At 60.9% G+C, this 23693-nt stretch carries 20 protein-coding genes; 19 read left to right on the top strand and 1 reads right to left on the bottom strand.

Annotated elements, in window-relative coordinates; translation table 11 throughout:
* Positions 1 to 128: 128 nt before the first annotated feature.
* From mraZ to lpxC, 16 genes are all read left to right on the top strand, one after another.
* Positions 129 to 569 carry a division/cell wall cluster transcriptional repressor MraZ gene (mraZ, locus tag B3Q33_RS07715; RefSeq protein WP_035248027.1) on the top strand — a complete coding sequence of 147 codons (441 nt, stop codon included), beginning with the start codon at positions 129 to 131 and terminating at the stop codon, positions 567 to 569.
* The gene (gene rsmH / locus B3Q33_RS07710; RefSeq protein WP_272975465.1) at positions 569 to 1507 is read left to right on the top strand and encodes a 16S rRNA (cytosine(1402)-N(4))-methyltransferase RsmH; all 939 of its coding nucleotides are present in this window, start codon (positions 569 to 571) and stop codon (positions 1505 to 1507) included. Before mraZ ends, rsmH begins: the two co-directional genes overlap by 1 nt.
* Positions 1507 to 1773, top strand: coding sequence for a cell division protein FtsL (ftsL, locus tag B3Q33_RS07705; RefSeq protein WP_035248025.1), 267 nt, complete (start codon positions 1507 to 1509; stop codon positions 1771 to 1773). Before rsmH ends, ftsL begins: the two co-directional genes overlap by 1 nt.
* The gene (locus B3Q33_RS07700; RefSeq protein WP_035248023.1) at positions 1770 to 3491 is read left to right on the top strand and encodes a peptidoglycan D,D-transpeptidase FtsI family protein; all 1722 of its coding nucleotides are present in this window, start codon (positions 1770 to 1772) and stop codon (positions 3489 to 3491) included. Before ftsL ends, B3Q33_RS07700 begins: the two co-directional genes overlap by 4 nt.
* Positions 3488 to 4960 carry a UDP-N-acetylmuramoyl-L-alanyl-D-glutamate--2,6-diaminopimelate ligase gene (locus B3Q33_RS07695; protein WP_272963350.1) on the top strand — a complete coding sequence of 491 codons (1473 nt, stop codon included), beginning with the start codon at positions 3488 to 3490 and terminating at the stop codon, positions 4958 to 4960. Before B3Q33_RS07700 ends, B3Q33_RS07695 begins: the two co-directional genes overlap by 4 nt.
* Positions 4957 to 6315 (top strand): UDP-N-acetylmuramoyl-tripeptide--D-alanyl-D-alanine ligase, encoded by a 1359-nt coding sequence (locus B3Q33_RS07690; protein ID WP_052042801.1) that lies wholly within the window; start codon positions 4957 to 4959, stop codon positions 6313 to 6315. Before B3Q33_RS07695 ends, B3Q33_RS07690 begins: the two co-directional genes overlap by 4 nt.
* The gene (gene mraY / locus B3Q33_RS07685; protein ID WP_035248018.1) at positions 6315 to 7397 is read left to right on the top strand and encodes a phospho-N-acetylmuramoyl-pentapeptide-transferase; all 1083 of its coding nucleotides are present in this window, start codon (positions 6315 to 6317) and stop codon (positions 7395 to 7397) included. Before B3Q33_RS07690 ends, mraY begins: the two co-directional genes overlap by 1 nt.
* Before the next feature lie 17 nt (positions 7398 to 7414).
* On the top strand, positions 7415 to 8740 hold the full coding sequence (gene murD / locus B3Q33_RS07680) for a UDP-N-acetylmuramoyl-L-alanine--D-glutamate ligase (protein WP_272963349.1): 1326 nt from the start codon (positions 7415 to 7417) through the stop codon (positions 8738 to 8740).
* On the top strand, positions 8733 to 9890 hold the full coding sequence (gene ftsW, locus B3Q33_RS07675; protein ID WP_052042798.1) for a putative lipid II flippase FtsW: 1158 nt from the start codon (positions 8733 to 8735) through the stop codon (positions 9888 to 9890). The genes murD and ftsW overlap by 8 nt, the downstream gene beginning before the upstream one ends.
* Positions 9887 to 10960 carry an undecaprenyldiphospho-muramoylpentapeptide beta-N-acetylglucosaminyltransferase gene (murG, locus tag B3Q33_RS07670; RefSeq protein WP_272963348.1) on the top strand — a complete coding sequence of 358 codons (1074 nt, stop codon included), beginning with the start codon at positions 9887 to 9889 and terminating at the stop codon, positions 10958 to 10960. The genes ftsW and murG overlap by 4 nt, the downstream gene beginning before the upstream one ends.
* Positions 10950 to 12380 (top strand): UDP-N-acetylmuramate--L-alanine ligase, encoded by a 1431-nt coding sequence (gene murC / locus B3Q33_RS07665; RefSeq protein ID WP_035248011.1) that lies wholly within the window; start codon positions 10950 to 10952, stop codon positions 12378 to 12380. The genes murG and murC overlap by 11 nt, the downstream gene beginning before the upstream one ends.
* Positions 12373 to 13296 carry a D-alanine--D-alanine ligase gene (locus tag B3Q33_RS07660; RefSeq protein ID WP_035248009.1) on the top strand — a complete coding sequence of 308 codons (924 nt, stop codon included), beginning with the start codon at positions 12373 to 12375 and terminating at the stop codon, positions 13294 to 13296. The genes murC and B3Q33_RS07660 overlap by 8 nt, the downstream gene beginning before the upstream one ends.
* Positions 13289 to 14062, top strand: coding sequence for a cell division protein FtsQ/DivIB (locus tag B3Q33_RS07655; protein WP_035248007.1), 774 nt, complete (start codon positions 13289 to 13291; stop codon positions 14060 to 14062). The genes B3Q33_RS07660 and B3Q33_RS07655 overlap by 8 nt, the downstream gene beginning before the upstream one ends.
* A gap of 19 nt (positions 14063 to 14081) precedes the next feature.
* Positions 14082 to 15317: a cell division protein FtsA gene (ftsA, locus tag B3Q33_RS07650; RefSeq protein WP_035248224.1), complete on the top strand. Its 1236-nt coding sequence runs from the start codon at positions 14082 to 14084 to the stop codon at positions 15315 to 15317.
* 125 nt (positions 15318 to 15442) lie between these two features.
* On the top strand, positions 15443 to 16612 hold the full coding sequence (gene ftsZ / locus B3Q33_RS07645) for a cell division protein FtsZ (protein WP_035248004.1): 1170 nt from the start codon (positions 15443 to 15445) through the stop codon (positions 16610 to 16612).
* Positions 16613 to 16722: 110 nt separating this feature from the next.
* Entirely contained in the window at positions 16723 to 17640 is a 918-nt protein-coding gene (gene lpxC / locus B3Q33_RS07640; protein ID WP_035248002.1) for a UDP-3-O-acyl-N-acetylglucosamine deacetylase, read from the top strand.
* A gap of 329 nt (positions 17641 to 17969) precedes the next feature.
* On the opposite strand, the gene B3Q33_RS07635 is transcribed toward lpxC, so the two are convergent.
* Positions 17970 to 18428, bottom strand: coding sequence for a hypothetical protein (locus B3Q33_RS07635; protein ID WP_035248000.1), 459 nt, complete (start codon positions 18426 to 18428; stop codon positions 17970 to 17972).
* A 101-nt stretch (positions 18429 to 18529) separates the two neighbouring features.
* Between B3Q33_RS07635 and B3Q33_RS07630 the strand changes: the two genes are divergently transcribed.
* From B3Q33_RS07630 to argJ, 3 genes are all read left to right on the top strand, one after another.
* Positions 18530 to 19462, top strand: a complete 933-nt coding sequence (locus B3Q33_RS07630) for a M23 family metallopeptidase (protein ID WP_035247997.1) — start codon at positions 18530 to 18532, stop codon at positions 19460 to 19462.
* Positions 19463 to 19635: 173 nt separating this feature from the next.
* A complete protein-coding gene (secA, locus tag B3Q33_RS07625) occupies positions 19636 to 22350 on the top strand; it encodes a preprotein translocase subunit SecA (protein WP_272963347.1) in 2715 nt (904 codons plus the stop codon).
* Between the two features lie 112 nt (positions 22351 to 22462).
* Positions 22463 to 23665: a bifunctional glutamate N-acetyltransferase/amino-acid acetyltransferase ArgJ gene (argJ, locus tag B3Q33_RS07620; protein ID WP_035247993.1), complete on the top strand. Its 1203-nt coding sequence runs from the start codon at positions 22463 to 22465 to the stop codon at positions 23663 to 23665.
* Positions 23666 to 23693 lie beyond the last annotated feature (28 nt).

Here is a 23693-nt window from a genome sequence, read left to right as displayed (position 1 = left end):
GTGGCCATAGAGTGTCTCAATGTGGTGAAAAGTGGGAAAAAGTGGGAATTTCTTGGCGGCCGGTGTCGCAAAGTGGGGTAAACAGAACCCCCGGGAAGGAACCGAATAATCGAGCATGAGGACGGCCAGTGTTTACTGGAAGCACATCACTCAATCTGGATGCCAAGGGGCGGCTCACCATGCCGACCCGTTATCGCGCTTCGTTGAACGAAGCCTGCGGCGGCCAGCTTGTGCTTACCCGTCACCCCTATGACGAATGCCTCGCGCTTTACCCACGTGATGAATTTATGGAAACCGCCGGCAAACTGTCCGCCCAGCGAGACTCCAGTCCGCAGGTGCGTCAGCTGAAGCGTCGCTTCCTCGGCCAGGCGGTGGAAATTGACATGGATAGCAATGGCCGGCTGCTGGTGCCGCCGGAATTGCGGGCGGCCATCGGCCTGGAGAAGCAGGCCATGCTGATCGGTCAGATGCACCGTTTTGAGATCTGGAAAGCAGAAAGCTGGTTGGAAGAGGACGGCACCCTGGACCCGGATGCATTGCCGGAAAGTGTGCAGGAGTTGTCCTTCTGATGACCGACAAGGGCGCGCAGTACGAACACCAGCCGGTGATGCTGGAAGAGGTACTGGATATGTGGTTCAGCCGTGGTGATGGCTTTTATGTGGATGGCACCTTTGGGCGAGGTGGCCACAGCCGTGCACTGCTGGAAAAGCTGGACGCACAGGGGCGCCTTGCCGGTATCGATCGTGATCCCCAGGCCGTTGCCGCGGGTGAGCAGCTGGCATCGGAAGATGGCCGTTTCCAGATCGTGGCCAGCCGCTTTGACTGCCTGCCTGATGTGGTAGACCAGGTGGGTCGCCCCATTGATGGCCTGTTGCTGGATCTGGGTGTGTCGTCGCCGCAACTGGACGATGCCGGTCGTGGCTTCAGCTTTCTGCGTGATGGGCCGCTGGATATGCGCATGGACCCAACTCAGGGTGAAAGTGTTGCGCAGTGGTTGGCCCGGGCCGACGAGCAGGATATTGCCAATGTGCTGTATCGCTATGGCGATGAGCGCAAGTCGCGTCGGATTGCCCGGCGTATCTGCGAAGAGCGCAAGGAGCAGCCGATTACCCGCACCTTGCAGCTGGCCGATCTGATCGAGTCGGCCATTGGCCGCGGCGAGCCGGGCAAGCACCCGGCCACACGCAGTTTTCAGGCATTGCGAATACATATAAACGGGGAGCTGGATGCGCTGACCCAAGTGCTCGAACAGTCCCTGGAGACGCTCGCCATCGGCGGGCGTCTCGCCATTATCAGCTTCCATTCTCTGGAAGACCGGATCGTGAAGCTGTTTATTCGCGATCACTCCGGCCGGGCTCCCAAGGGGCGCGGTGGTTTGCCGTTGGGCGACGAAATGCCCCAGCGGCTGGAGCCGATTGGCAAGGCTATTCGTGCCAGCAAGGCCGAGCTGAAAGTGAATGTTCGCTCGCGCAGTGCGGTGTTGCGGGTAGCGGAGAAGGTGGCCTGATGAGCGTCCCCTGGCTGATCCGCACCCTGGTGATGCTGGTAGTGATCTCCGCGCTGGCGGTGAGTTACAGCGTCCATGAGGCGCGTCGACTCACCGACGAGAGCCAGAAATTGAAGCAGCAGCAAACTCGACTGGAGAGCCAGTGGAGTCAGCTGCTGTTGGAGCACAGCACCTGGGGCAGCTATGCCCGGGTAGAACGCTTGGCTCGCGAGAAGCTGGGCATGAAATTACCGAAAACCGATGAGAGAGTGCTGATCCGGCCATGAAACGCCAGGCTCGCAAGACACGGCAACCCAATCACCAGATGCGCTGGCGCTTTGTGCTGGGCTTCTGGCTGGTGTGTGCCTGTGTCCTGGTGGTACGGGCTGTGGACCTGCAAGTGATCCAGCATGACTTTCTTGCCCATCAGGGGGATATCCGCAATTTGCGAGTGGAACCCCTGGCTGCACATCGGGGCGTGATTCGTGATCGTGATGGCCGTCCCCTGGCGGTCAGTACACCGGTGGTCACCCTCTGGGCCAATCCCCGTGAAGCCCTGGAAAACCAGGAGCAATGGGCGCGTCTGGCGGGCAATCCGGTGATCAGCCAGCAGGATTTCGCCAGCAAGGTGCGTCGTCACGAATCCCGTGAGTTTATCTATCTGGGTCGCGGTCTGGCGCCGGAAGCGGCCAAGGCCGTGCTGGATCTGAATGTTCCCGGTATCCATTCGCTGACCGAATACCGTCGTTACTATCCAGCCGGTGAAGTGACTAGCCACGTGGTGGGCTTTACCAATATTGACGATCAAGGCCAGGAAGGCGTTGAGCTGGATATGGAATCACACCTGTCTGGCAAATCCGGTCGCAAGAAGGTGGTTCGTGATCTGCTGGGTCGGGTAATTCAGGATATTGAAGTGCTGGAGCCGGCGGAGCCCGGTGAAGACGTAACGCTGAGTATTGACCTGCGTCTGCAGTACCTGGCTTACCGGGAGTTGCTCGGCGCCGTGCAGCAATTCAAGGCCAAGGGCGGCAGCGCAGTGGTGCTGGATGTGCGTACCGGTGAAGTGCTGGCCATGGTGAATCAGCCCGCCTACAACCCCAACAATCGCGGCAATCTGGATACCGGTGCCCTGCGCAACCGGGCAGTGACAGATCTGTTCGAGCCCGGCTCCACCATGAAGCCCTTTACCGTGGCGGCGGCCATGGAAATGGGCATGGTGACCCCGTCGACTACCATCAATACCCATCCCGGCACCCTGCGGGTTGGAAGCAAGACCATTCGTGACCATCGCGACTACGGGGTGATTGATATCACCACCGTGCTCACCAAGAGCTCCAACGTGGGCACCAGCAAACTGGCCCTGGCCATGGAGCCGCTGGCGCTGCCCAACTACCTGGAGCGTTTCGGTTTCGGGCAGGCCACTGCCATCGATTTTCCCGGTGAAAGCAACGGCATGCTGCCATTGCGTAGCCACTGGCGGGAAGTGGAGCGGGCGGCGCTTTCCTATGGTTACGGTTTGAGCGTGTCTGCGGTACAGCTGGCACAGGCGTATGCAGTCATCGCCAATGACGGCGTCAAAGTGCCGCTGACTCTGAAGAAGGTTGCCAGCCAGCCTGCTGGTGAGCAGGTGCTGGGCAAGCCGGTTGCCCGGCAACTGGTGCAGATGCTGGAAACCGTGGTCAGTCAGGTGGGGACCGCCAGCCGCGCCCAGGTGCCCGGTTACCAGGTGGCTGGCAAGACCGGCACCGTGCACAAGGTAGTTTCCGGCGGTTATGCAGATGACAGCTATATCGGTCTGTTTGCTGGCCTGGCTCCGGCCACCGATCCCCGTATCGTCACCGTGGTGGTTATCGACGACCCTCGCAGCGATGCCTACTACGGCGGTCTGGTTGCCGCTCCGGCCTTTTCCCGAATCATGGGCGGGGTGTTGCGGACATTGCATGTACCACCAGACAGACCCGAAGGGCTGCTGGCCGGCAGCCCGGATACGGAGGACCGCTCATGATGCGCCTCCAGCAACTGCTCCCCGAGCACAACCTGCCTGCCCAAGTGGCAGGTCTTACCATTTCCGGGCTTCAGCTCGACAGCCGCCGCCTGCAGCCCGGCGAGGTGTTTGTGGCTGTACCTGGCGTGGCCAGTGATGGCCGCCATTTTATCCCTCAGGCTATCAGTGCCGGTGCTGCCGTGGTGTTGGCAGAGGCGGAGACGTTCTCCGTGGATCTGCAGCAGCCGGTGCCCTGCGTGCATCTGCCGGGGCTGGCGGGGCAGGTGGGTGATCTGGCCGCGCGCTGGTTCGGTGAGCCGGCCAATCGCCTGCGCATTACCGGTGTGACGGGCACCAACGGCAAGACCAGCATCACCTGGTTCCTGCGCGATGCACTGAATGCGCTGGGGCACCGCTGTGCCCTGGTGGGTACCCTGGGGTTGGGGCTGAAAGGCCAGGAGCAGACCACCGGTCATACCACCCCGGACCCGATTACCCTGCAGGCCGGATTGGCGACAGTGCGCGATGCTGGTGCCGATACCGTAGCCATGGAGATTTCCTCCCATGCCCTGGACCAGAATCGTCTGGGCGGCACCCTGGTCACCACCGCGGTATTCAGCAATCTGAGCCGGGATCATCTGGATTATCACGGCGACATGGAATCCTACCTGGCTGCCAAGGCGATGCTGTTTACCCGCGACGGGGTGCAGCTGGCGGTGATCAATTGTGATGATCCGGCAGCACAAACCCTGATCGCCTGCCTGCCTGATGGGGTTCGTTGTGTCACCTTCGGCAGCCAGCAGGGTGCCACCGTGCGTTGCCAGTCCGTGCAATGCACCGCAGAAGGTATCGACGCGGAGCTGTTTGTGGGCGGCACAGTGGTGCCGTTGAGTCTGCCCCTGTTCGGTCGTTTCAATCTCAGCAATGTGATGGCCGTGGCGGCCATTCTGCATGGCCAGGGTGTGGCCGCTGAGGCGCTGGGTGGAGCATTGGCCGCCATTACTCCCGTACCGGGGCGTATGGAACCTGTGCAGGCCGATGGCTGTCCGACGGTGATCGTGGATTATGCCCACACCCCGGATGGCCTGGAAAAAGCCTTGCAGGCATGCCGGGATCACTTTGCCGGCCGCCTGTTCTGTGTGGTCGGCTGTGGCGGTAACCGAGATGAGGGCAAGCGCCCGCAGATGGCGGCAGTGGCGGAAAAGCTCGCCGATACCGTGGTGCTGACCAGCGATAACCCGCGCAGCGAAGACCCGCAAACCATTATTGATCAAATGCGTGCCGGTCTAACCGGGGCGCAAGCGGTCCACGAAAATGTGGATCGTGCCGAGGCGGTTCAGGAAACCGTCAACAGCGCCCAGGCCGGCGACGTGATTCTGCTGGCCGGCAAGGGCCATGAGGACTACCAGGAAATCGACGGCGTGCGTTACCCCAGTGATGACAGAGAACTTGCCCGCCAGGCGCTGGCCGCCCGGGGAGGTGCGTCATGATGTGGTTGTCGCAGATCGCCCAGTGGACCGGCGGCACCCTGATCGGGGAAGACCGCACAGTCAGTGCTGTGGTGACTGATACCCGTGACATGGCGCCGGGCTGCCTGTTTGTGGCGCTCAAGGGCGAGCGTTTTGACGCCCATGAGTTCCTCGCCAGGGCCGCCGAGAGTGGTGCTGTCGCCGCCCTGGTGGACCGTGAGCAAAGTGACTTTGCCAGCGCCGTGCAAGTAGACGATACCCGCCTGGGTCTGGGCCGCCTGGCCAGTGGTTATGCGGATCAGTTTACCAGCGAGCGCCTGGCGGTAACCGGTAACGCCGGCAAGACCACCGTCAAGGAGATGGCTGCCGCCATGCTGGGCGAGAGCACCCTGGCCACCCGTGGCAACTTCAATAATGACATCGGTGTGCCGCTGACGTTGTTGCGCTTGGCCGGCGAACACCGTTATGCGGTGATTGAGCTGGGCGCCAATGCCCCCGGTGAAATCGCCTGGACCAGTTCCCTGGCCAAGCCGCGAGTGGTGCTGGTGACCAATGTGACCGGCGCGCACCTGGAAGGTTTTGGTTCCATGCAGGGCATTGCCAACGCCAAGGCGGAAATCTTCGGCGGTTGTCAGGCCGGCGGTCAGGCGATTATCAACAACGATGACAGCTTTGCCGATTTCTTTGCTGGTGAGGCGGAAAAGGCTGGTCTTACCGTGATCCGTGTGGGCAGCCAGGCGCCCGCGGATCTGTACGCCGACACTATCCGGCTACATCAGGACCGGGTGGAATTTGTCCTTCAGCCGCTGGGCGAGACGGTGACAGTGCCGCTGCCCGGCGCCCATCAGGTCAGCAATGCCTTGCTGGCCTGCGCGGCTGTGCGCGCCCTGGGCGTAAACCTGGGCGAGGTGCTGCCGCGCCTGGCGCAACTCAAGCCGGTGCCAGGCCGCATGAATCTGCATGCGGTGGGTGATGGCGTGCTGGTGGATGACACCTACAACGCCAATCCGGGTTCCGTGCGTGTCGCCATCGACTGGCTGGCCGTGCAGCCCGCTCCGCAGATGCTGGTGCTGGGCGCCATGGGCGAGCTGGGTCCGCAGGCGCAGCAGCTGATCGAAGAGCTGGGTGGCTATGCCCGCCAGGCGGGGATCAGCGATCTGGTAGTGATGACCGGCGCCAGTGCGGCCGCCGAGGGCTTTGGTGAAGGTGCCAGGACGGCAGAGAACGATCAGCAGGCGGCAACCTGGAGTGCCCCGGTTCTGCAACAGGGTGGAACCGTGTTGGTGAAAGGTTCGCGCAGCGCCGGTATGGAAGCGGTGGTGCAGCGACTGATCCTGGGCGCAGGCCCTCACAAATCGAAACAGGGGGCACTCTGATGTTGCTATGGCTGGCTGAGCTTCTGGCAGAATTTCACAGCGGTTTCCTGGTGGTGCAGTACATCACCCTGCGCGGCATTCTCAGCGTGCTGACGGCCCTTTTTATCGCCTTCTGGGTGGGCCCGATCATGATCCGCAAACTGCAGGAAAAGCAGGTGGGCCAGGCCATTCGTGACGATGGCCCCAAGAGTCACCTGAGCAAGGCCGGCACCCCCACCATGGGTGGGGCGCTGATCCTGATTGCCATCGTCATTTCCACCCTGCTGTGGGCAGACCTCAGTAACCGCTTTATCTGGATCACCCTGGGTGTGCTGTTCGTGTTCGGCGCCGTGGGCTGGGTGGATGACTGGCGCAAGGTGGTGGAAAAAAATCCCCGCGGCCTGCCGGCCCGCTGGAAATACCTGTGGTTGTCCATCGGTGCTCTCGGCGCGGCCTTTGCCCTGTTCTTTACCGCCCAGAGCCCGGTGGAAACCCAGCTGATCGTGCCCTTCTTCAAGAATGTGGTCATCAACATGGGCTGGTTCTACATCGTGCTGACCTATTTCGTGATCAATGGAACCAGCAATGCAGTGAACCTGACCGATGGCCTGGATGGCCTGGCGATCATGCCGGCGGTATTGGTGGGCGGCGCCCTGGGTATCTTTGCCTATGCCGGTGGCCATGCGGAATTTGCCCCGTACCTGCAGATTCCCTATGTGGCCGGGGCTGGCGAGCTGGTGATTATTTCGGCTGCCCTGTGTGGCGCCGGCCTCGGCTTCCTGTGGTTCAACGCTTACCCGGCACAAGTGTTCATGGGCGATGTGGGCGCGTTGGGCCTGGGCGCGGTGCTGGGTGTGATGGCGGTGATCGTCCGCCAGGAAATCGTACTGTTCATCATGGGCGGCGTGTTCGTGATGGAAACCGTTTCGGTGATGCTGCAGGTGGGTTCGTTCAAGCTCACCGGCCGCCGTGTGTTTCGCATGGCGCCGATTCATCACCACTTTGAACTGAAAGGATGGCCGGAGCCGAAGATCATCGTGCGCTTCTGGATCATCACCGTAATTCTGGTCCTGGTGGGTCTGGCGACCCTGAAAATCCGATAGGGGATTGAGTTAACTTTATGGCGAAAGACGGGTTTGATCTGGTAATTGGCCTGGGAGTATCCGGGCGTTCCGTGATCCGTTATCTGACGGACCAGGGGATGCCTGTGCGCGCCCTGGACACCCGTGCCGAACCCGCCGGCCTGGAAGCGCTGCGCGTCGAATTCCCCAACGTGAAAATCCATACCGGCGGTTTCAAGTCCGGTTGGATGAACAACGCCCGTCGCCTGATCGTCAGCCCCGGCGTGGCTGTAGCGACTCCGGCCATCGCCGAGCAAGTCGTCGCCGGCAAGGAAGTGATCGGTGATGTGGAGCTGTTCGCCCGCGCCGCCAGTGAGCCGCTGGTGGCAATTACCGGTTCCAACGCCAAGAGCACGGTGACCACACTGCTGGGGCAGGTGGCTGAAGCCTGCGGCATGAACCCGGGGATCGGCGGCAATTTGGGCGTGCCCGCTCTGGAGCTGCTGGACGATCAGGCCCGCCTGTACGCCCTGGAGCTTTCCAGTTTCCAGCTGGAAACCACCTACAGCCTGAGTGCGGAAGTGGCGACCATTCTCAATGTGTCCCAGGACCATCTTGATCGTTACGCCAGCTTTGCCGATTACGTGGCCGCCAAGCAGCGCATCTATGATGGCTGCCAGGTAGCGGTGTGGAACCGGGATGACCTGGCGACCCGCCCCCACGCCGGGGTGCCGCGTCAGATCAGTTTCGGTGCTCATCCGGAGGCGGATTACCGTTTGGACACGGAGAACGCCCAGTTACTGTGCCGTGGCGAGCGGCTGCTGGCCCTGTCCGAATTGGCGCTCACCGGTCATCACAACGCCATGAACATCCTTTCCGTGCTGGCCATCAGTGATGCCTTGTCCCTGAACCGTGACAAGGCGCTGGCCACGGTGAAAGCCTTTACCGGCCTGCCGCACCGCTGCCAACTGGTGGCTGAAGCGGGTGGCGTGCGCTGGTTCAATGATTCCAAGGCCACCAATGTGGGTGCCACCCTGGCGGCCCTGACCGGTATCGGAGAAACCATCGACGGCAAGGTGATCCTGATTGCCGGTGGCCAGGGCAAGGGCCAGGATTTCTCGCCGCTGACGGAGCCGGCGCGTCAGTATCTGCGTGCCGGCCTGCTGATGGGTGAAGATCGCAGCACCCTGGCTGAGGGTATGTCCGCAGCGCCCTGCGAACTGGTAGCGGACATGGAAGCGGCTGTGGCCCGGGCCCATGCACTGGCACAACCCGGTGATGCGGTCTTGCTGTCGCCGGCCTGTGCGTCTTTCGATATGTATTCCAGCTTTGTTGCCCGTGGTGATGACTTCTCCGCCCGGGCCAGGGAGGTGTGCCATGACTGAGCGCATGATCCTCAAGCTGGATAACCGGGGCCTGGACAAGACGCTGATGTGGACAGCGATTCTGTTGGCTCTGGCCGGCCTGGTGATGGTCTCGTCTGCGAGCCTGCAGATTGCCGAAACCCGGCTGGGCGACCCCTTCTATTATGCCCTGCGCCACGGCATCTATCTGTCGCTGGGGCTGGCTGCCGGGGCCTTTGTGTATTTCGCAGTGCCTTTGGCGTTGCTGGAGCGGTTGCGCTTCTTGATGTTGCCGGTGGCGTTGGTGGTACTGGTGATGGTGTTCATCCCCGGTCTGGGGCGCACGGTGAACGGCTCCACTCGCTGGATTGCGCTGCCCGGCCTGACCATTCAGGCCTCGGAAATCGTCAAACTCTGTTTCGTCCTTTACCTGGCAGGGTATATCGCCGAGCGCAAGGCAGCCCTGGAAACCGAGTGGAAGGCCTTTCTGCTGCCCCTGGCGTTGCTTGGCGTGCTGACCATCTTGCTGCTGCTGGAGCCGGATTTCGGTGCCGTGGTGGTACTGGGCATCACCGCCATGGGCATGTTGTTCCTGTCCGGTGTACCGACCCTGCGTTTCTTGCTGATTGGTCTGGCGGCGGTGGCACTGGGGGCCCTGGTGGCCTTTGCCGAACCCTATCGGGTGGCGCGGCTGATGACCTTTACCGATCCCTGGGCTGATCAGTTCGGCTCCGGCTATCAGTTGACCCAGAGCCTGATCGCTTTCGGCCGTGGCCACTGGGATGGCGTAGGCCTGGGCAACAGCGTGCAGAAGCTGTTCTACCTGCCGGAAGCTCATACCGATTTTGTTTACGCGGTGATGGCCGAAGAGCTGGGCCTGCTGGGGAATCTGGCGTTGATCAGCGGCTTTGTGCTGCTGGGCTGGCGCATCTTCCGCCTGGGTCACAGCCTGGAAACCCGCGGTCTGCTGTATCACGCCTATCTGGTTTATGGCTGCGCCTTCGTCTTGTGCTCCCAGGTCTTTATCAACCTGGGTGTAAACATGGGCCTGTTGCCCACCAAGGGGCTGACCTTGCCGTTTATCAGCTATGGCGGCTCTTCACTGCTGATCTTCTCCGCCATGGTGGGGCTGATCCTGCGCGCCGGCGCTGAAGCCGAGCAGCTGAAAGCGAGAGGGAGGGCGGCACGATGAGTGGCACCATCCTGATCATGGCAGGCGGTACCGGCGGGCATGTGTTCCCGGCACTGGCAGTGGCGGATCAATTGCGTGAGCGCGGTTTCCGGATCCTCTGGCTGGGCGCGGAAAACGGGATGGAAGGCAAGCTGGTGCGTCAGTACGGCTACGAGATTGCCGAACTGGCTGTATCCCGGCTGCGTGGTGGCGGACTCAAGCGCAAGCTCACCGCCCCATTCAATCTGCTGCGTGCGGTATTGCAGGCGCGCAGCCTGATCAGCCAGCGCCAGCCGCTGCTGGCGGTGGGCTTTGGCGGTTTTGCCAGTGGCCCCGGTGGCCTGGCCGCGCGGCTTTGCAAGGTACCGGTGGTGGTCCACGAACAGAACGCGGTGCCGGGGCTGACCAACCGGTTGTTGTCCAGCATGGCTACCGTGACCCTGGAAGGTTTTCAGGGCGCTTTCGGCAAGCAGGATGCCTGCTGGGTGGGCAATCCGGTACGCGCCGAGATTGCCAGCCTGGAAGAGCCGGCCCGACGTTATGCCCAGCACCAGGGCAGTCTGCGTGTGTTGGTACTGGGCGGCAGCCAGGGTGCGCTGATATTGAATCAGGATCTGCCGGAACTGCTGCTGGCGGTACTGGGCCAGGATATCCAGGTGCGTCACCAGTGTGGTGCCGGCCGTACCGGCGAAGCGGCGCCGATTTACCAGGCGCTGGGGCTGGACGCCCAGGTCAGTGAATTTATCGACGACATGGCGGAAGCCTACGGCTGGGCAGATCTGGTGATCTGTCGGGCCGGGGCCCTGACCGTGGCGGAAGTGGCTGCCGCTGGCGTGGCGGCCCTGTTCGTGCCGCTGCCTAGCGCGGTGGACGATCACCAGACATTGAATGCCCGCTGGCTGTCAGACCGGGGCGCGGCCCTGTTGCTGCCCCAGCGGGAGATGAGTGCCGCCAGCCTGGCGGGCACATTGAAACCGGTTGCAGAACGCGGGCTGCTGGCGCAAATGGCGCAGCGTGCCCGTGAGCAGGCCGTGGCCGACAGCGCCGAGCGCGCGGCCACGCTGTGTGAGGAGGTGGCCAATGGCCGATAACGACAACATCCATATCGTGCCCGAGATGCGGCGTATCAGCGGTATCCACTTTGTGGGTATCGGTGGCGTGGGCATGTGTGGCATCGCCGAGGTGCTGGCCAACCAGGGCTATGCCATCAGCGGTAGCGACATCAAGGAATCGGCGGTGGTAGAACGCCTGCGCGGCCTGGGTGTGCGGGTGGAAATCGGCCATCGGGCGGACAATATCGACGGCGCCGACGTGGTGGTGACCTCCACGGCGGTGACCACTGAGAACGAGGAAGTGGCGGAAGCCCATGCCCGCCGGATTCCGGTGGTACCGCGGGCCCAGATGCTGGCCGAGCTGATGCGCTTCCGTCACGGCATTGCGGTGGCCGGCACCCATGGCAAGACCACTACCACCTCCATGACGGCGGCGATCATGGCGGAAGCGGGCCTGGATCCCACCTTCGTGATTGGCGGGCGGCTGAACAGTGCCGGCACCAATGCACGCCTGGGGCAGAGCCGTTATCTGGTGGCGGAAGCGGATGAGTCCGATGCCAGCTTCCTGCACCTGCAGCCGATGAGTGCCATCGTGACCAATATCGAAGCGGACCACATGCACACCTATGGCGGGGATTTTGCCCAGCTGGAGAACACCTTTATCGAATTCCTGCACAACCTGCCGTTTTACGGTGTAGCAGTGATGTGCGTGGACGACCCGGTGGTGCGCAAGCTGCTGCCACGGGTCAATCGTCAGGTGATCCGTTACGGCTTCAGCGAGGATGCGGACCTGCGCGCCGAGGACGTGCAGCAGCAGGGTATGACGACATCCTTCCGGGTAATCCGCAAGGAAGGCGAGCCGCTGGATGTGGTGTTGCACATGCCGGGCAAGCACAACGTACTCAATGCCCTGGCGGCCATTGCCGTGGCCGCCGATGAAGGCGCCAGCGATGAGGCCATTATTCGCGGCCTGAACCACTTTACCGGAGTGGGCCGGCGCTTTGATGTACAGGGCGAATATCACTTTGAAGGCGGTAGCGCGACCCTGGTGGACGATTACGGTCACCATCCCAGCGAAGTGGCCGTCACCATCGATGCGATCCGTGCCGGTTGGCCGGGCCGTCGTCTGGCCATGCTGTTCCAGCCCCACCGCTATACCCGTACCCAGGACCTCTACGAGGACTTCGTGGACGTGCTGTCCGGGGTGGATGTGCTGTTGATGCTGGAGGTCTACGGCGCCGGTGAAGACCCGATTCCCGGTGCGGATGCCCGCGCCCTGTGCCGCAGCATTCGCAAGCGTGGCCGGGTGGAACCGGTATTCGTGGATGATCCGGCCAAGCTGGCAGAGATTCTGGCTACCCAGCTGCAGGACGGCGATCTCCTGGTAACTCAGGGCGCCGGGAATGTGGGTGCTATCGCCAAAGAACTGGCTGAGCAGGGAGGCGCCAAGCGTGGATAAGGTGCTGCTGAAGAAGCAACTGGCCAGCGTGGGCCGGGTAGCGGTACTGGCCGGCGGCAAATCCGCCGAGCGTCCCGTGTCACTGAAAAGTGGTGCGGCGGTTCATCAGGCCCTGCGCAATCTGGGGCTGATCGCCGAGCTGGTAGATCCGGCTTACAAGAGCGTGGATACCCTCAAGGGTTTCGATGTGGCCTTTATCGCCCTGCATGGCCGGGGCGGCGAAGACGGTGTGATTCAGGGGGTCCTGGAGCACCTGGGCATTCCTTATACCGGCTCCGGAGTGATGGCCTCGGCTATCGGCATGGACAAGGTGCGTACCAAACAACTTTGGAAAGGCGCCGGCTTGCCGACGCCGGCGTTTTATGTGGCCGGCCGCAATGATACCGACCTGGGCTTCCCGTTGATGATCAAGCCGGCCCATGAAGGCTCCTCAATCGGCATGGCCAAGGCGGATAACGCCGAGCAACTGGCCCAGGCGCTGAAAGAAGCGGAAAAATTCGATTCCGATGTGCTGGTGGAAGCCTGGGTCAACGGCCCGGAATACACCGTGGCCATCCTTGGCGACGAGCCGTTGCCGGCGATCCGCCTGAAGACACCGAATGCGTTTTATGACTTTGAAGCCAAGTACCAGTCCAACAGCACCGAGTACCTGTGCCCGGCCGGACTGGACGAGTCTGATGAGCAGGCCCTGCGCCAACTGGCCCTGACCGCTTTCCGGGTAGCTGGCTGCCACGGCTGGGGCCGGGTGGACGTGATGCGTGACGAGCAGGGCAACTGGCAGTTGCTGGAAGTGAACACGGTACCGGGAATGACCGATCACTCCCTGGTGCCCATGGCGGCCAAGGCCGCCGGGCGGGATTTCGACACCCTGGTGGGCGAAATCCTGCTGGATGCGCTGGAAAGAGGTGATGGCTAAGCAGGCCGCGACCCCGCGCGGGGCCCGCCGCAAGCCGGTGAAAAAAGCCGGCGTACCGCTCAATGAGCGGTTGGCAGCAGCGGTGCCCTGGATGCTGGTCGGCACCGTGGCGGCGGTGTTGCTGGTCGGTGTGATCTATCTGCCGGCAGCACTGGACGGCTATCCGGTGCGCAAGGTGGGTGTGGACGGTGTCACCGATGTGCGCCGTCAACAGCAGATCCAGACCGCCCTGGCGGCGCTGGTTCGCGACGAAAATTATTTTTCCGTGCCGCTGGAAGACATCTACCAGCAGGCACAGGGCCTGAGCTGGGTGGAGCGGGTTTCCGTTCGCCGGCAGTGGCCCGACACCGTGGTGTTGACCGTGGAAGAGCGGCGCCCGGTGGCGGTGTGGAATGACACCGTGCTGATTTCAGACAGCGGTGAGCCCTTCAAGGCGCTCAAGCAGTATGACCTGAGCGGCCTGCCGCGGCTGAGTGGACCGCAACAGCGGCTGGAAGAAGTGATGGGGTTCTATCACAGCATGGGCAAGATGCTGGCAGATGTGGACCTGGGGATTCGCAGTATGGAGGTCAACGCACGACTGACCGCGCGACTGACCCTGAACAACGATATGCAGCTGGTGGTAGACCGTGAAGCGTACACCAGCAAACTGCGCCGCTTTGTGCGGCTCTATCGCGGTGTGCTGAGCACGGACAGCCGCCGGGTAACCCGGGTCGACCTGCGCTATGCCGATGGCATGGCGGTGACCTGGGGCGAGCAAAGCTAGTTTTAGGAGAATGGATGACATGGCAAACGCATCAGAAAACATGATTGTCGGACTCGACATTGGCACCTCCAAGGTGGTGGCCATCGTCGGTCAGTCATCCGCCGATGGCACCATGGAAATTGTCGGCATCGGCTCCCAGCCGTCCCGGGGGATGAAGAAGGGCGTGGTGGTGGATATCGAAGCCACCGTGCGCTCTATCCAGCGGGCGGTGGAAGAGGCCGAGCTGATGGCCGGTTGCCACATTCATACGGTGTATGCGGGCATCGCCGGTTCCCATGTGCGTAGCCTCAATTCCCACGGCATCGTCGCCATTCGCGACCGGGAAGTGGCCCAGGCGGATATCGACCGGGTGATCGACGCGGCCCAGGCAGTGGCGATCCCGGCAGATCAGAAAACCCTGCACGTGCTGCCCCAGGAATATGTGGTGGACAACCAGGAGGGTGTGCGTGAGCCCATCGGCATGAGCGGTGTGCGTCTGGAAGCCAAGGTGCATCTGGTGACCTGTGCCGTGAACGCCGCCCAGAACATCGAAAAATGTGTGCGCCGCTGCAACCTGGAGGTCGATGACATCATCCTTGAGCAGTTAGCGAGTGCTCACGCCGTGTTGACCGAGGACGAGCGCGAACTGGGTGTCTGCATCGTCGATATCGGTGGCGGTACCACGGATATCGCCATTTTCACCGAAGGCGCCATTCGTCACACCGCCAACATCCCCATTGCCGGGGACCAGGTGACCAACGATATCGCCATGGCTCTGCGGACCCCCAAGCAGCACGCAGACGAGATCAAGATCAAGTACGCCTGCGCGCTGACCCAGCTGGCCGGCGCGGACGAAACCATCAAGGTTCCCAGCGTGGGCGACCGGCCGCCACGTACCCTCAGCCGCCAGAATCTGGCCGAGGTGGTGGAGCCGCGTTACGACGAGCTGTTCACCCTGATCCAGGCCGAGCTTCGTCGCTCCGGCTTCGAGGACCTGATCCCCGGTGGCATCGTGCTCACCGGTGGCTCCTCCAAGATCGAGGGCGCGGTGGATCTGGCCGAAGAAATCTTTCACATGCCGGTGCGTCTGGGGTCCCCGCAGGGTATCTCCGGGCTCATTGATGTGGTCAAGAACCCGATCTATTCCACGGCGGTGGGCCTGCTGTTGTATGGCCAGCGCATGGAAAAGGACGGCACCAGTGCCCGCGCCCTTGCCGGTGGCGGGGAAGTGAACTGGGTAGAGCGTTTCAAAAACTGGTTCAAGGGCAACTTCTAGTTTCCTGAGCCGGTTAACAGTTTTTGCGGAAGCGGCAGTTCCGGGCCGCAGCAACATCACCGGGACAATTCGACGTTAAATGACGTTCAAAGTAGTAACAGGGAAGCAATAACGGGAGATCAACCATGCAATTCAAACTGGAAGACAGCGTACCGCATGGCGCGGTCATTAAAGTGGTAGGTGTCGGTGGTGGCGGCGGTAACGCCGTGGATCACATGGTGCGTTCCGGTGTGGAAGGGGTGGATTTTATCTGCGCCAACACCGACGCCCAGGCACTGCGAAATGCCTCCTCCAAAACCGTGATTCAGCTGGGCAGCCAGGTGACCAAGGGGTTGGGTGCAGGCGCAAACCCGGAAATCGGTCGTCAATCCGCTCAGGAAGACCGTGACCGCATCGCCGAGCTGCTGGACGGCGCTGATATGGTGTTCGTTACCGCCGGTATGGGCGGCGGCACCGGCACCGGCGCCGCCCCTGTGGTGGCTGAAATCGCCAAGGAACTGGGTATCCTGACCGTGGCGGTGGTGACCAAGCCGTTCCCCTTCGAGGGCAAGAAGCGCATGCGCTCCGCCCAGGAAGGTATCGAGGAGCTGAAGGAGCACGTTCACTCCCTGATCACTATCCCCAACGAGAAGCTGCAAGCGGTTCTCGGTGGTTCCACCAGCCTGCTGGACGCCTTCAAGGCGGCCAACGAAGTGCTGCAGGGTGCCGTAAAAGGGATTGCCGACCTGATCGTTCGCCCGGGCATGATCAACGTGGATTTCGCTGACGTGCGCACGGTGATGAGTGAAATGGGTACGGCCATGATGGGTACCGGTACTGCCAGCGGTGAAAACCGGGCGGCAGAGGCGGCCCAGGCAGCCATTTCCAGCCCGCTGCTGGAGGATGTGGACCTGCGCGGCGCCCGCGGTATCCTGATCAACATCACCGCCAACGAGTCCATCGCTCTGGACGAGTTCTCCGAAGTGGGTGACATCGTCAGCGAACTGGCCAGCGATGACGCCAACGTGATCATCGGCACCGCCATCGACCCGGACATGGGCGACAGCATCAGCGTCACCGTTGTTGCTACCGGCCTGGGCGCCGCCGCCCAGCAGGAACTAAAAGTGGTACGTGGTCGTCAGACCCCCGTCACCGCGGATGGTCGGGTGGACTACAGCGACCTGGATCGCCCGGCAGTGGAGCGCAAACGCGCGGCCCAGCAGGCGGCCAGCGGCCGTGGTCAGCAGGCGGTGAGCACCGCGGAAGATCTGGATTTCATTGATATCCCGACCTTCCTTCGTCGCCAGGCCGACTAACGGTCTGGCGCCAAGGGTGCAAAATCAGGGCATTGCAGTATAATTACGCCCTAATTTTGTGTTGAGGAAAGCGGTATCCTGCAGGATACCCGCAGCTGTGTGACAGACTGATGATCAGACAACGAACGCTGAAAAACGTGATCCGCGCCACCGGCGTGGGACTTCACACCGGCGAAAAGGTCTACATGACCGTACGCCCGGCACCGGTGGATACCGGTATCGTGTTCCGGCGTGTGGACCTGGATCCGGTGGTGGAGATCAAGGCGTCTGCCGATGCCGTCCGCGAGACCACTTTGTCGTCGACCCTGGTTCAGGATGGCGTGAAGGTGGGCACGGTGGAGCATTTCCTGTCTGCCATGGCAGGGCTGGGCATCGATAACGCCTTCGTGGAGCTGTCCGCGCCGGAAATGCCGATCATGGACGGCAGTGCCGGTCCTTTTGTGTTCCTGCTGCAGTCTGCTGGCATCAAGGAGCAGGAAGCGGCCAAGAAGTTCATCCGCATCAAGAAAGAAGTCACGGTGCGTGAGGGCGACAAGTCAGCGACTTTCGTTCCCTTTGATGGCTTCAAGGTGACCTTCTCCATCGAATTCGACCACCCGGTGTTTGAAGAGCGTAACCAGGTGTCCAGCATCGACTTCTCCACGACCTCGTTTGTGAAGGAAGTGGCGCGGGCGCGGACGTTCGGCTTCATGCGCGATATCGAGTTCCTGCGCAGCCAGAATCTGGCGCTGGGCGGCAGTGTCGATAACGCCATCGTGGTGGATGAGTATCGCATCCTCAACGAGGACGGGCTGCGTTACGAGGACGAATTCGTCAAGCACAAGATGCTGGATGCCATCGGCGACCTGTATCTGCTGGGTCACAGCCTGATCGGCGAGTTCATCGGTCACAAATCCGGCCATGCCCTCAACAATGCCCTGCTGCGCGAGATTCTCCGTCAGGAGGATTCCTACGAGGTGGTGACCTTCGAAGATGCCACCGATGCGCCAGTGTCGTACATGCGACCCGTGCTCGCGGCGGCCGAGTAATACCCGGCTGCACGCTGTAAACGTCGAAACCCTGTTGCCACCCGGCGGTTCTCCCGCCGCCGGGTGGTTTTTCGTTTCAGGGAAGACAAGATTTTTTTGTAGGAGCCATGCTCGCATGGCGAACCTCGCGCAGCGAGGAAATCGCCCGCAGGGCGATCAGGAATATCCGGGCTCGACAGGTCTCACTGGATAGATCGGGAGCAACCCGCACCGCCTTGTCCTCGCTGAGGCTCGGTTCGCCATGCGAGCATGGGTTATTCGCTGTGCCCACCCCTACGGGGCCGCCCTGTGGGCGTTACTTCGCTACGCTACGTTCCTACATACGCGAATTATTCTGATTCACCGCGGCTGGCCAGCCGCTGCAAGGATGCCTTGAGGCCTTTGTCCTCAATGGTGTCAGCCAGATCGGCAATTTGTCTGGCGCTTTCTCTGGCCAATCTGGGCTTGTCCTGTTGGTTGGCACGGACGTTGCTTTTCTGCATCTGGCGTTTGCCGCCCACCACGATCTTGATCTGCTGGCCGGGCAGGGCCTGCTGCAGTTTGGGCAGATGAAAACGCAATAGCTGCGCAGTGGCGCTGGTTTCGGCAATGGCCAGCCAGCGCATGCTGTCTTCCACCAGGGTGACCCGCTCGCGCAGTGCCGGCGGCAGGCAGTCAAGCGGGTCGGGGGCTGCTGCGGTGTCCGGCTCCTGGCGAGCGGTCTTTTTGGCCTCCCTGGTTAGACCAGAGAGAGTAGGATGACCACTTAGCAGTGCGAGCAGGGCTTTGGGCGAAGTTGTCTTGCTCATAGGTTTTACTTAGACTAGCCTGCAAATTGTAAAAAACAATCAAGAAAACCAGTGCAACTATTTGAATTTCTTAATTTTTGGCCGGTGCGTTACACGAATTTATGAATATCTTAGTCATTAACAGCAAGCGTGGCCATTCGCGCACACTTCCGGTTCCGCGACACTGGCCCTGGTTACTGGCTGCCGTGCTGGTGGTTGTGCCGGTGCTGATGGGTGTTGGCGGCTACCTACTGGTGTCGCAACTCAGCGATCAGCCCGAGTATACGCCGGTAATGACCGAACGTTTCTCCACCCATCTGGAAGAGCAGCAAAAAGCCCTGGAATCCCTGGATCGACTCAGCCAGGAGCAGTTCCGGGCACTGACCCTGAAATTGGCCCAGGCCCAGGCTCGTCTGGTTCGGCTGGATGCGCTGGGTGAGCGGCTGGTGGAAGTGGCCGATATTGACGGCGAAGAGTTTGATTTCAGCACTGTCCCTGGCTTGGGTGGACCGGAAGGCTCGGAGGAGGGTGCCAGCTACGAATTGCCTTCCTTTATGGAAGCGGTGAACCAGATGGCGCAAACTCTGGAACGCCGCGAGCGTCAGCTGGAGATTCTGGAAAACCTGCTGGCCGGCAAGCAGATCCAAGACCAAACCTACCTGTCCGGCCGGCCGTTGGCCAAGGGTTGGATGTCCAGCCGCTTCGGGCGTCGTTCTGATCCGTTCACCGGCCGTGTGGCCTGGCATAAAGGGGTGGATTTTGCCGGCAAGGAAGGCACACCGATTATTGCCACCGGCGCCGGTGTCGTGACCTATTCCGGTGACCGCTCCGGCTATGGCCTGATGGTGGAAATCAACCACGGCAATGGTATTGCCACCCGCTATGGGCATGCCCTGGAATTACTGGTGGAGCCGGGTGAGATTGTTCGCACCGGGGACGTTATCGGCAAAGTAGGCAATTCCGGTCGCTCCACCGGCCCGCACATTCATTATGAAGTGCTTAAAAATGGCGCTCAGGTGAACCCTCAGCCCTATATTTACCGCGCCCGACGTTGAATAACAGGCGAAAAACGGCCCCTACAAGGGGCCGTTTTTGGTTAAGCACCCTTGATAACCGGGAATACCACCTTATCTCTTGATCTTATTGTGTTTAGAATGGCTCACCTTGCGGCCAGCACTTTGCCGCCAACGGGCTATTTGTCCTGACTTTTTACCGAACCGGAAGTTGTATGCTGGGTACCATCGTAAAAAAAATCATCGGCACCAAGAATGATCGTGAGCTGAAACGCATGGCCAAGTTGGTCGAAACGATCAACAGCCACGGGGAAGCGCTGGCACAGCTCAGCGAAGCGGACCTGCAGCTCAAGACCCGTGAATTCCGTCAGGCGTTCCAGGACGGCAAGACCCTGGATGAATTGCTGCCGGAAGCCTTTGCGGTGGTGCGCGAAGCCTCCACCCGGGTGATGGGTATGCGTCATTTCGACGTGCAGATGATGGGCGGTATCGCTCTGCATGAGGGTCGTATTTCCGAAATGCGCACCGGTGAGGGTAAAACCCTGACCGCGACCCTGGCGGCGTATCTGAATGCGCTGTCCGGCGAAGGCGTGCACGTGGTCACAGTGAATGACTATCTGGCCGAGCGGGACGCTAACTGGATGCGGCCCCTTTACGAATTTCTGGGCCTCAGTGTTGGTGTGATTCTTTCCCAGCAGCCCACCGATGAGAAGCGGGCGGCCTACGCGTCTGATATTACCTACGGTACCAACAACGAGTACGGGTTCGACTACCTGCGCGACAACATGGCCTTTCGCCTGGAAGACCGGGTTCAGCGTGGTCTTAACTACGCGATTGTGGATGAGGTGGATTCCATCCTCATCGACGAATCCCGCACTCCGCTTATCATTTCCGGGCCGTCAGCCGATTCCTCCGAGCTGTATGCGGCCGTCAATAAACTGATGCCAAGACTCACTGCCGAGACGGAAGAGCAGGAAGGCGATTTCTTTGTTGATGAAAAGCAGCGTCAGGTCGAGTTGACGGAAACCGGACATCAGAAGATTGAGGCGCTGCTGGTCAGTAATAGCCTGCTGGAGCAGGGCGAAAGCCTTTACGCAGCTCATAACCTGGCGCTGCTTCATCATGTTCATGCGGCGCTGAAGGCCCACGCTTTATTCCATGTGGACCGGGACTATATTGTTCAGAACAACCAGATCGTCATCGTTGACGAGCACACCGGCCGTACCATGCCCGGACGTCGCTGGTCCGAGGGCATTCACCAGGCGATCGAAGCCAAAGAAGGGGTGAATATCCAGCAGGAAAACCAGACCCTGGCATCTACCACCTTCCAGAACTATTTCCGTCTCTACAACAAGCTGGCGGGTATGACCGGTACAGCTGATACCGAGGCCCTGGAATTCCGTCAGATTTATGGCATGGACGTGGTGGTGGTGCCGACCAATCGGCCCATGGTTCGTGTGGATGCCAATGATCTGGTGTATCTGACACTGGAAGAAAAATTCGACGCCATCGCCAAGGAAATCAGCGAAGCGGTGGCCAAGGGCGCCCCGGTGCTGGTGGGTACCGCGACCATTGAATCGTCCGAGTATCTGTCCCAGCGTCTGAAAAAAGACAAGATTGCTCACGAAGTATTGAACGCCAAGTTCCACCAGCGTGAAGCACAGATTATTGCCCAGGCGGGTCGTCCCGGTGCGGTAACGATCGCCACCAACATGGCGGGTCGCGGTACCGATATCGTGCTGGGGGGCAACCCGGAAGAGCAGATCAAGCACATGGATACCCCCTCGGACAAGGAAGCGGAAAAAATTCGCTCCGAGTGGCAGGGTAACCATGACACCGTGATGGAAGCTGGCGGCCTGCATATCATCGGCACAGAGCGTCACGAGTCTCGCCGTATCGATAACCAGCTCCGCGGTCGTGCCGGTCGTCAGGGTGATCCGGGCTACACCCGCTTCTTCCTGTCAATGGAAGATGACCTGATGCGGATTTTCGCCTCGGACCGCATTCGCAACATGATGCGCTCCCTGGGGCTGGAGAACGGCGAGGCCATTGAGCACCGCTGGGTGACCCGTGCCATCGAGAATGCCCAGCGCAAGGTAGAAGGGCGTAACTTCGATATCCGCAAGAACCTGCTGGAATACGATGACGTGGCCAATGACCAGCGTCGCGTGATCTACACCCAGCGCGACCAGATTCTGGAAACCGACGACCTGCGCACCTCCGTGCAGGGCATTCGTTATGATGTGGTGACCGAGCTGGTGCACAGTTACCTGCCGCCGGGCTCCGTGGAAGACCAGTGGGATGTGCCGGGCCTGGAGAAAACCCTGGAGGCAGAATTCCAGTGCAATGCACCGGTGGGCCAGTGGCTCAACGAAGACAACCAGATGCACATCGACGGTGTCATCGAGAAGCTGGTAGAAGCCCTGGAGCAGGACTATCTGCGCAAGGAAGGGGAGATCGGCGTCGAAGACCTGCGCAAGATCGAGAAACACCTGATGCTGCAGATCCTCGACCGTCACTGGAAAGAGCACCTGGCCAGCATGGACCACCTGCGCCAGGGTATTCATCTGCGCGGCTATGCGCAGAAAAACCCCAAGCAGGAATACAAGAAAGAGTCTTTCGAGTTGTTCCAGGGGCTGCTCAACCAGATCCAGCATGAGCTGATTCGAGTGCTGCACAGCTTCCAGGTTCGACGTGACGACGAAGTGGAGCGCCTCGAGAAGCAGCGCCAGGAAGAAGCCCTTCGCCAGGCAGAAAAGATGAAGATGCAGGCGGCTCCGGAACCGGGCACTGATGGTACGGCCGGCGAGAACAATCAGGCTGATGGTACCAAGACCGTGGTTCGCGAAGGTCGAAAGGTGGGTCGTAATGAACCTTGCCCCTGTGGCTCGGGCAAGAAATACAAGCAGTGCCACGGCAAGATTGAATAACAGCAGCCTCAAGCTACAAGCTGCAAGGAAAACCAGAGCACCGGCAACGCCGGTGCTTTCTTTGTTTGGGCTTGTGGCTTGAAGCTTGTCGCTGAACGCTAAAGGATTGGTTATGACACAGACAGAATGGTTGCCCGTCCCCGGTATCCGTCTTGCCGCTGTTGAAGCTGGCATCAAGAAGGCCAACCGCAAGGATCTGGTGGTGCTGGAGCTGAGCGAAGATTCCCGTGTCAGCGGAATTTTCACCTTGAACCGTTTTTGCGCCGCGCCGGTGCAGGTGGCAAAAAGCCGTCTTGCCACAGGGGCACCCAGATACCTGATGATCAATACCGGCTATGCCAACGCGGGCACCGGCAAGAAGGGCATGGAAAACTGTCTGGCCAGCTGTCGCCTGTTGGCCGATGCGGCTGGTTGCGCCGAGGATCAGATCCTGCCGTATTCCACCGGGGTAATCGGTGAGCAGTTCCCGTTGCCGGCGTTTGCGACGGGCTTGCCCAAGGCATTGGCGGAACTGGATGAGCATCACTGGGGCCGTGCGTCAGAAGGCATCATGACCACCGATACCTACCCCAAGCTTACCAGCCGGCGGGTGGAGATTGACGGCGTGCCGATTACCGTCACCGGCATGGCCAAGGGCTCGGGCATGATCAAGCCGAACATGGCCACCATGCTGGGCTTTATCGCCACCGATGCGCCTATCGCCAAACCCCTGCTGGATCAGTGGGTGAAGGCCCTGGCGGACAAGTCCTTCAACCGGGTCACAGTGGACGGCGACACCTCCACCAACGATGCCTGCATGCTGATCAGCACCGCTGCGGCGGAGATGCCGGAGATTCAGGCGCTGGATGACCATAGCCAGGTACTGTATCAGGCTCTGGAAAGCGTGTTCGTCGAGCTGGCTCAGGCTCTGGTGCGCGATGGTGAAGGCGCCACCAAATTTGTGTCGATTACCGTGGCCGGGGCGGCCAGTGAATCCGACGCCCGTATTGTGGCGGAAACCATTGCCCATTCCCCCCTGGTGAAGACTGCGCTGTTTGCTTCCGACCCCAACTGGGGCCGTATTCTGGCTGCCATCGGCAGAGCCCCCATTGCGTCCCTGGACGTGGACAAGGTCAATGTCTGGCTGGATGACCTGTTGTTGGTGGAGCAGGGCGGTGTGGCGGATAGCTACGAAGAGGCGAAAGGTGCAGCGGTGATGGCCCAGCCGGAAATCAGCATCAGTGCGGATCTGGCCAGCGGCGATGCCGAGTGCACCGTCTGGACCTGTGATTTCAGCTACGACTACGTGAAGATCAACGCGGAATATCGCACATAATCTGAACGCCCGACGCCCGACGCCCGAC

Origin of the sequence: Alcanivorax sp. UBA3183 (assembly GCF_002364155.1) — a bacterium.
Classification (GTDB): Bacteria; Pseudomonadota; Gammaproteobacteria; order Pseudomonadales; family Alcanivoracaceae; genus Alcanivorax; species Alcanivorax jadensis.
Note: the sequence above shows the minus strand (reverse complement) of the source record. Positions and strands in the feature narration are given on the sequence as shown.

What these genes read in the sequence shown, in the direction of transcription:
- B3Q33_RS07635 (WP_035248000.1), bottom strand. Translation starts at nt 18,428, where the DNA reads ATGAGCAAGACAACTTCGCCCAAAGCCCTGCTCGCACTGCTAAGTGGT.
- rsmH (WP_272975465.1), top strand. Translation starts at nt 569, where the DNA reads ATGACCGACAAGGGCGCGCAGTACGAACACCAGCCGGTGATGCTGGAA.
- ftsA (WP_035248224.1), top strand. Translation starts at nt 14,082, where the DNA reads ATGGCAAACGCATCAGAAAACATGATTGTCGGACTCGACATTGGCACC.
- murG (WP_272963348.1), top strand. Translation starts at nt 9,887, where the DNA reads ATGAGTGGCACCATCCTGATCATGGCAGGCGGTACCGGCGGGCATGTG.
- murD (WP_272963349.1), top strand. Translation starts at nt 7,415, where the DNA reads ATGGCGAAAGACGGGTTTGATCTGGTAATTGGCCTGGGAGTATCCGGG.
- B3Q33_RS07655 (WP_035248007.1), top strand. Translation starts at nt 13,289, where the DNA reads ATGGCTAAGCAGGCCGCGACCCCGCGCGGGGCCCGCCGCAAGCCGGTG.
- ftsL (WP_035248025.1), top strand. Translation starts at nt 1,507, where the DNA reads ATGAGCGTCCCCTGGCTGATCCGCACCCTGGTGATGCTGGTAGTGATC.
- ftsZ (WP_035248004.1), top strand. Translation starts at nt 15,443, where the DNA reads ATGCAATTCAAACTGGAAGACAGCGTACCGCATGGCGCGGTCATTAAA.
- B3Q33_RS07690 (WP_052042801.1), top strand. Translation starts at nt 4,957, where the DNA reads ATGATGTGGTTGTCGCAGATCGCCCAGTGGACCGGCGGCACCCTGATC.
- B3Q33_RS07700 (WP_035248023.1), top strand. Translation starts at nt 1,770, where the DNA reads ATGAAACGCCAGGCTCGCAAGACACGGCAACCCAATCACCAGATGCGC.
- lpxC (WP_035248002.1), top strand. Translation starts at nt 16,723, where the DNA reads ATGATCAGACAACGAACGCTGAAAAACGTGATCCGCGCCACCGGCGTG.
- ftsW (WP_052042798.1), top strand. Translation starts at nt 8,733, where the DNA reads ATGACTGAGCGCATGATCCTCAAGCTGGATAACCGGGGCCTGGACAAG.
- B3Q33_RS07630 (WP_035247997.1), top strand. Translation starts at nt 18,530, where the DNA reads ATGAATATCTTAGTCATTAACAGCAAGCGTGGCCATTCGCGCACACTT.
- B3Q33_RS07695 (WP_272963350.1), top strand. Translation starts at nt 3,488, where the DNA reads ATGATGCGCCTCCAGCAACTGCTCCCCGAGCACAACCTGCCTGCCCAA.
- secA (WP_272963347.1), top strand. Translation starts at nt 19,636, where the DNA reads ATGCTGGGTACCATCGTAAAAAAAATCATCGGCACCAAGAATGATCGT.
- mraY (WP_035248018.1), top strand. Translation starts at nt 6,315, where the DNA reads ATGTTGCTATGGCTGGCTGAGCTTCTGGCAGAATTTCACAGCGGTTTC.
- argJ (WP_035247993.1), top strand. Translation starts at nt 22,463, where the DNA reads ATGACACAGACAGAATGGTTGCCCGTCCCCGGTATCCGTCTTGCCGCT.
- murC (WP_035248011.1), top strand. Translation starts at nt 10,950, where the DNA reads ATGGCCGATAACGACAACATCCATATCGTGCCCGAGATGCGGCGTATC.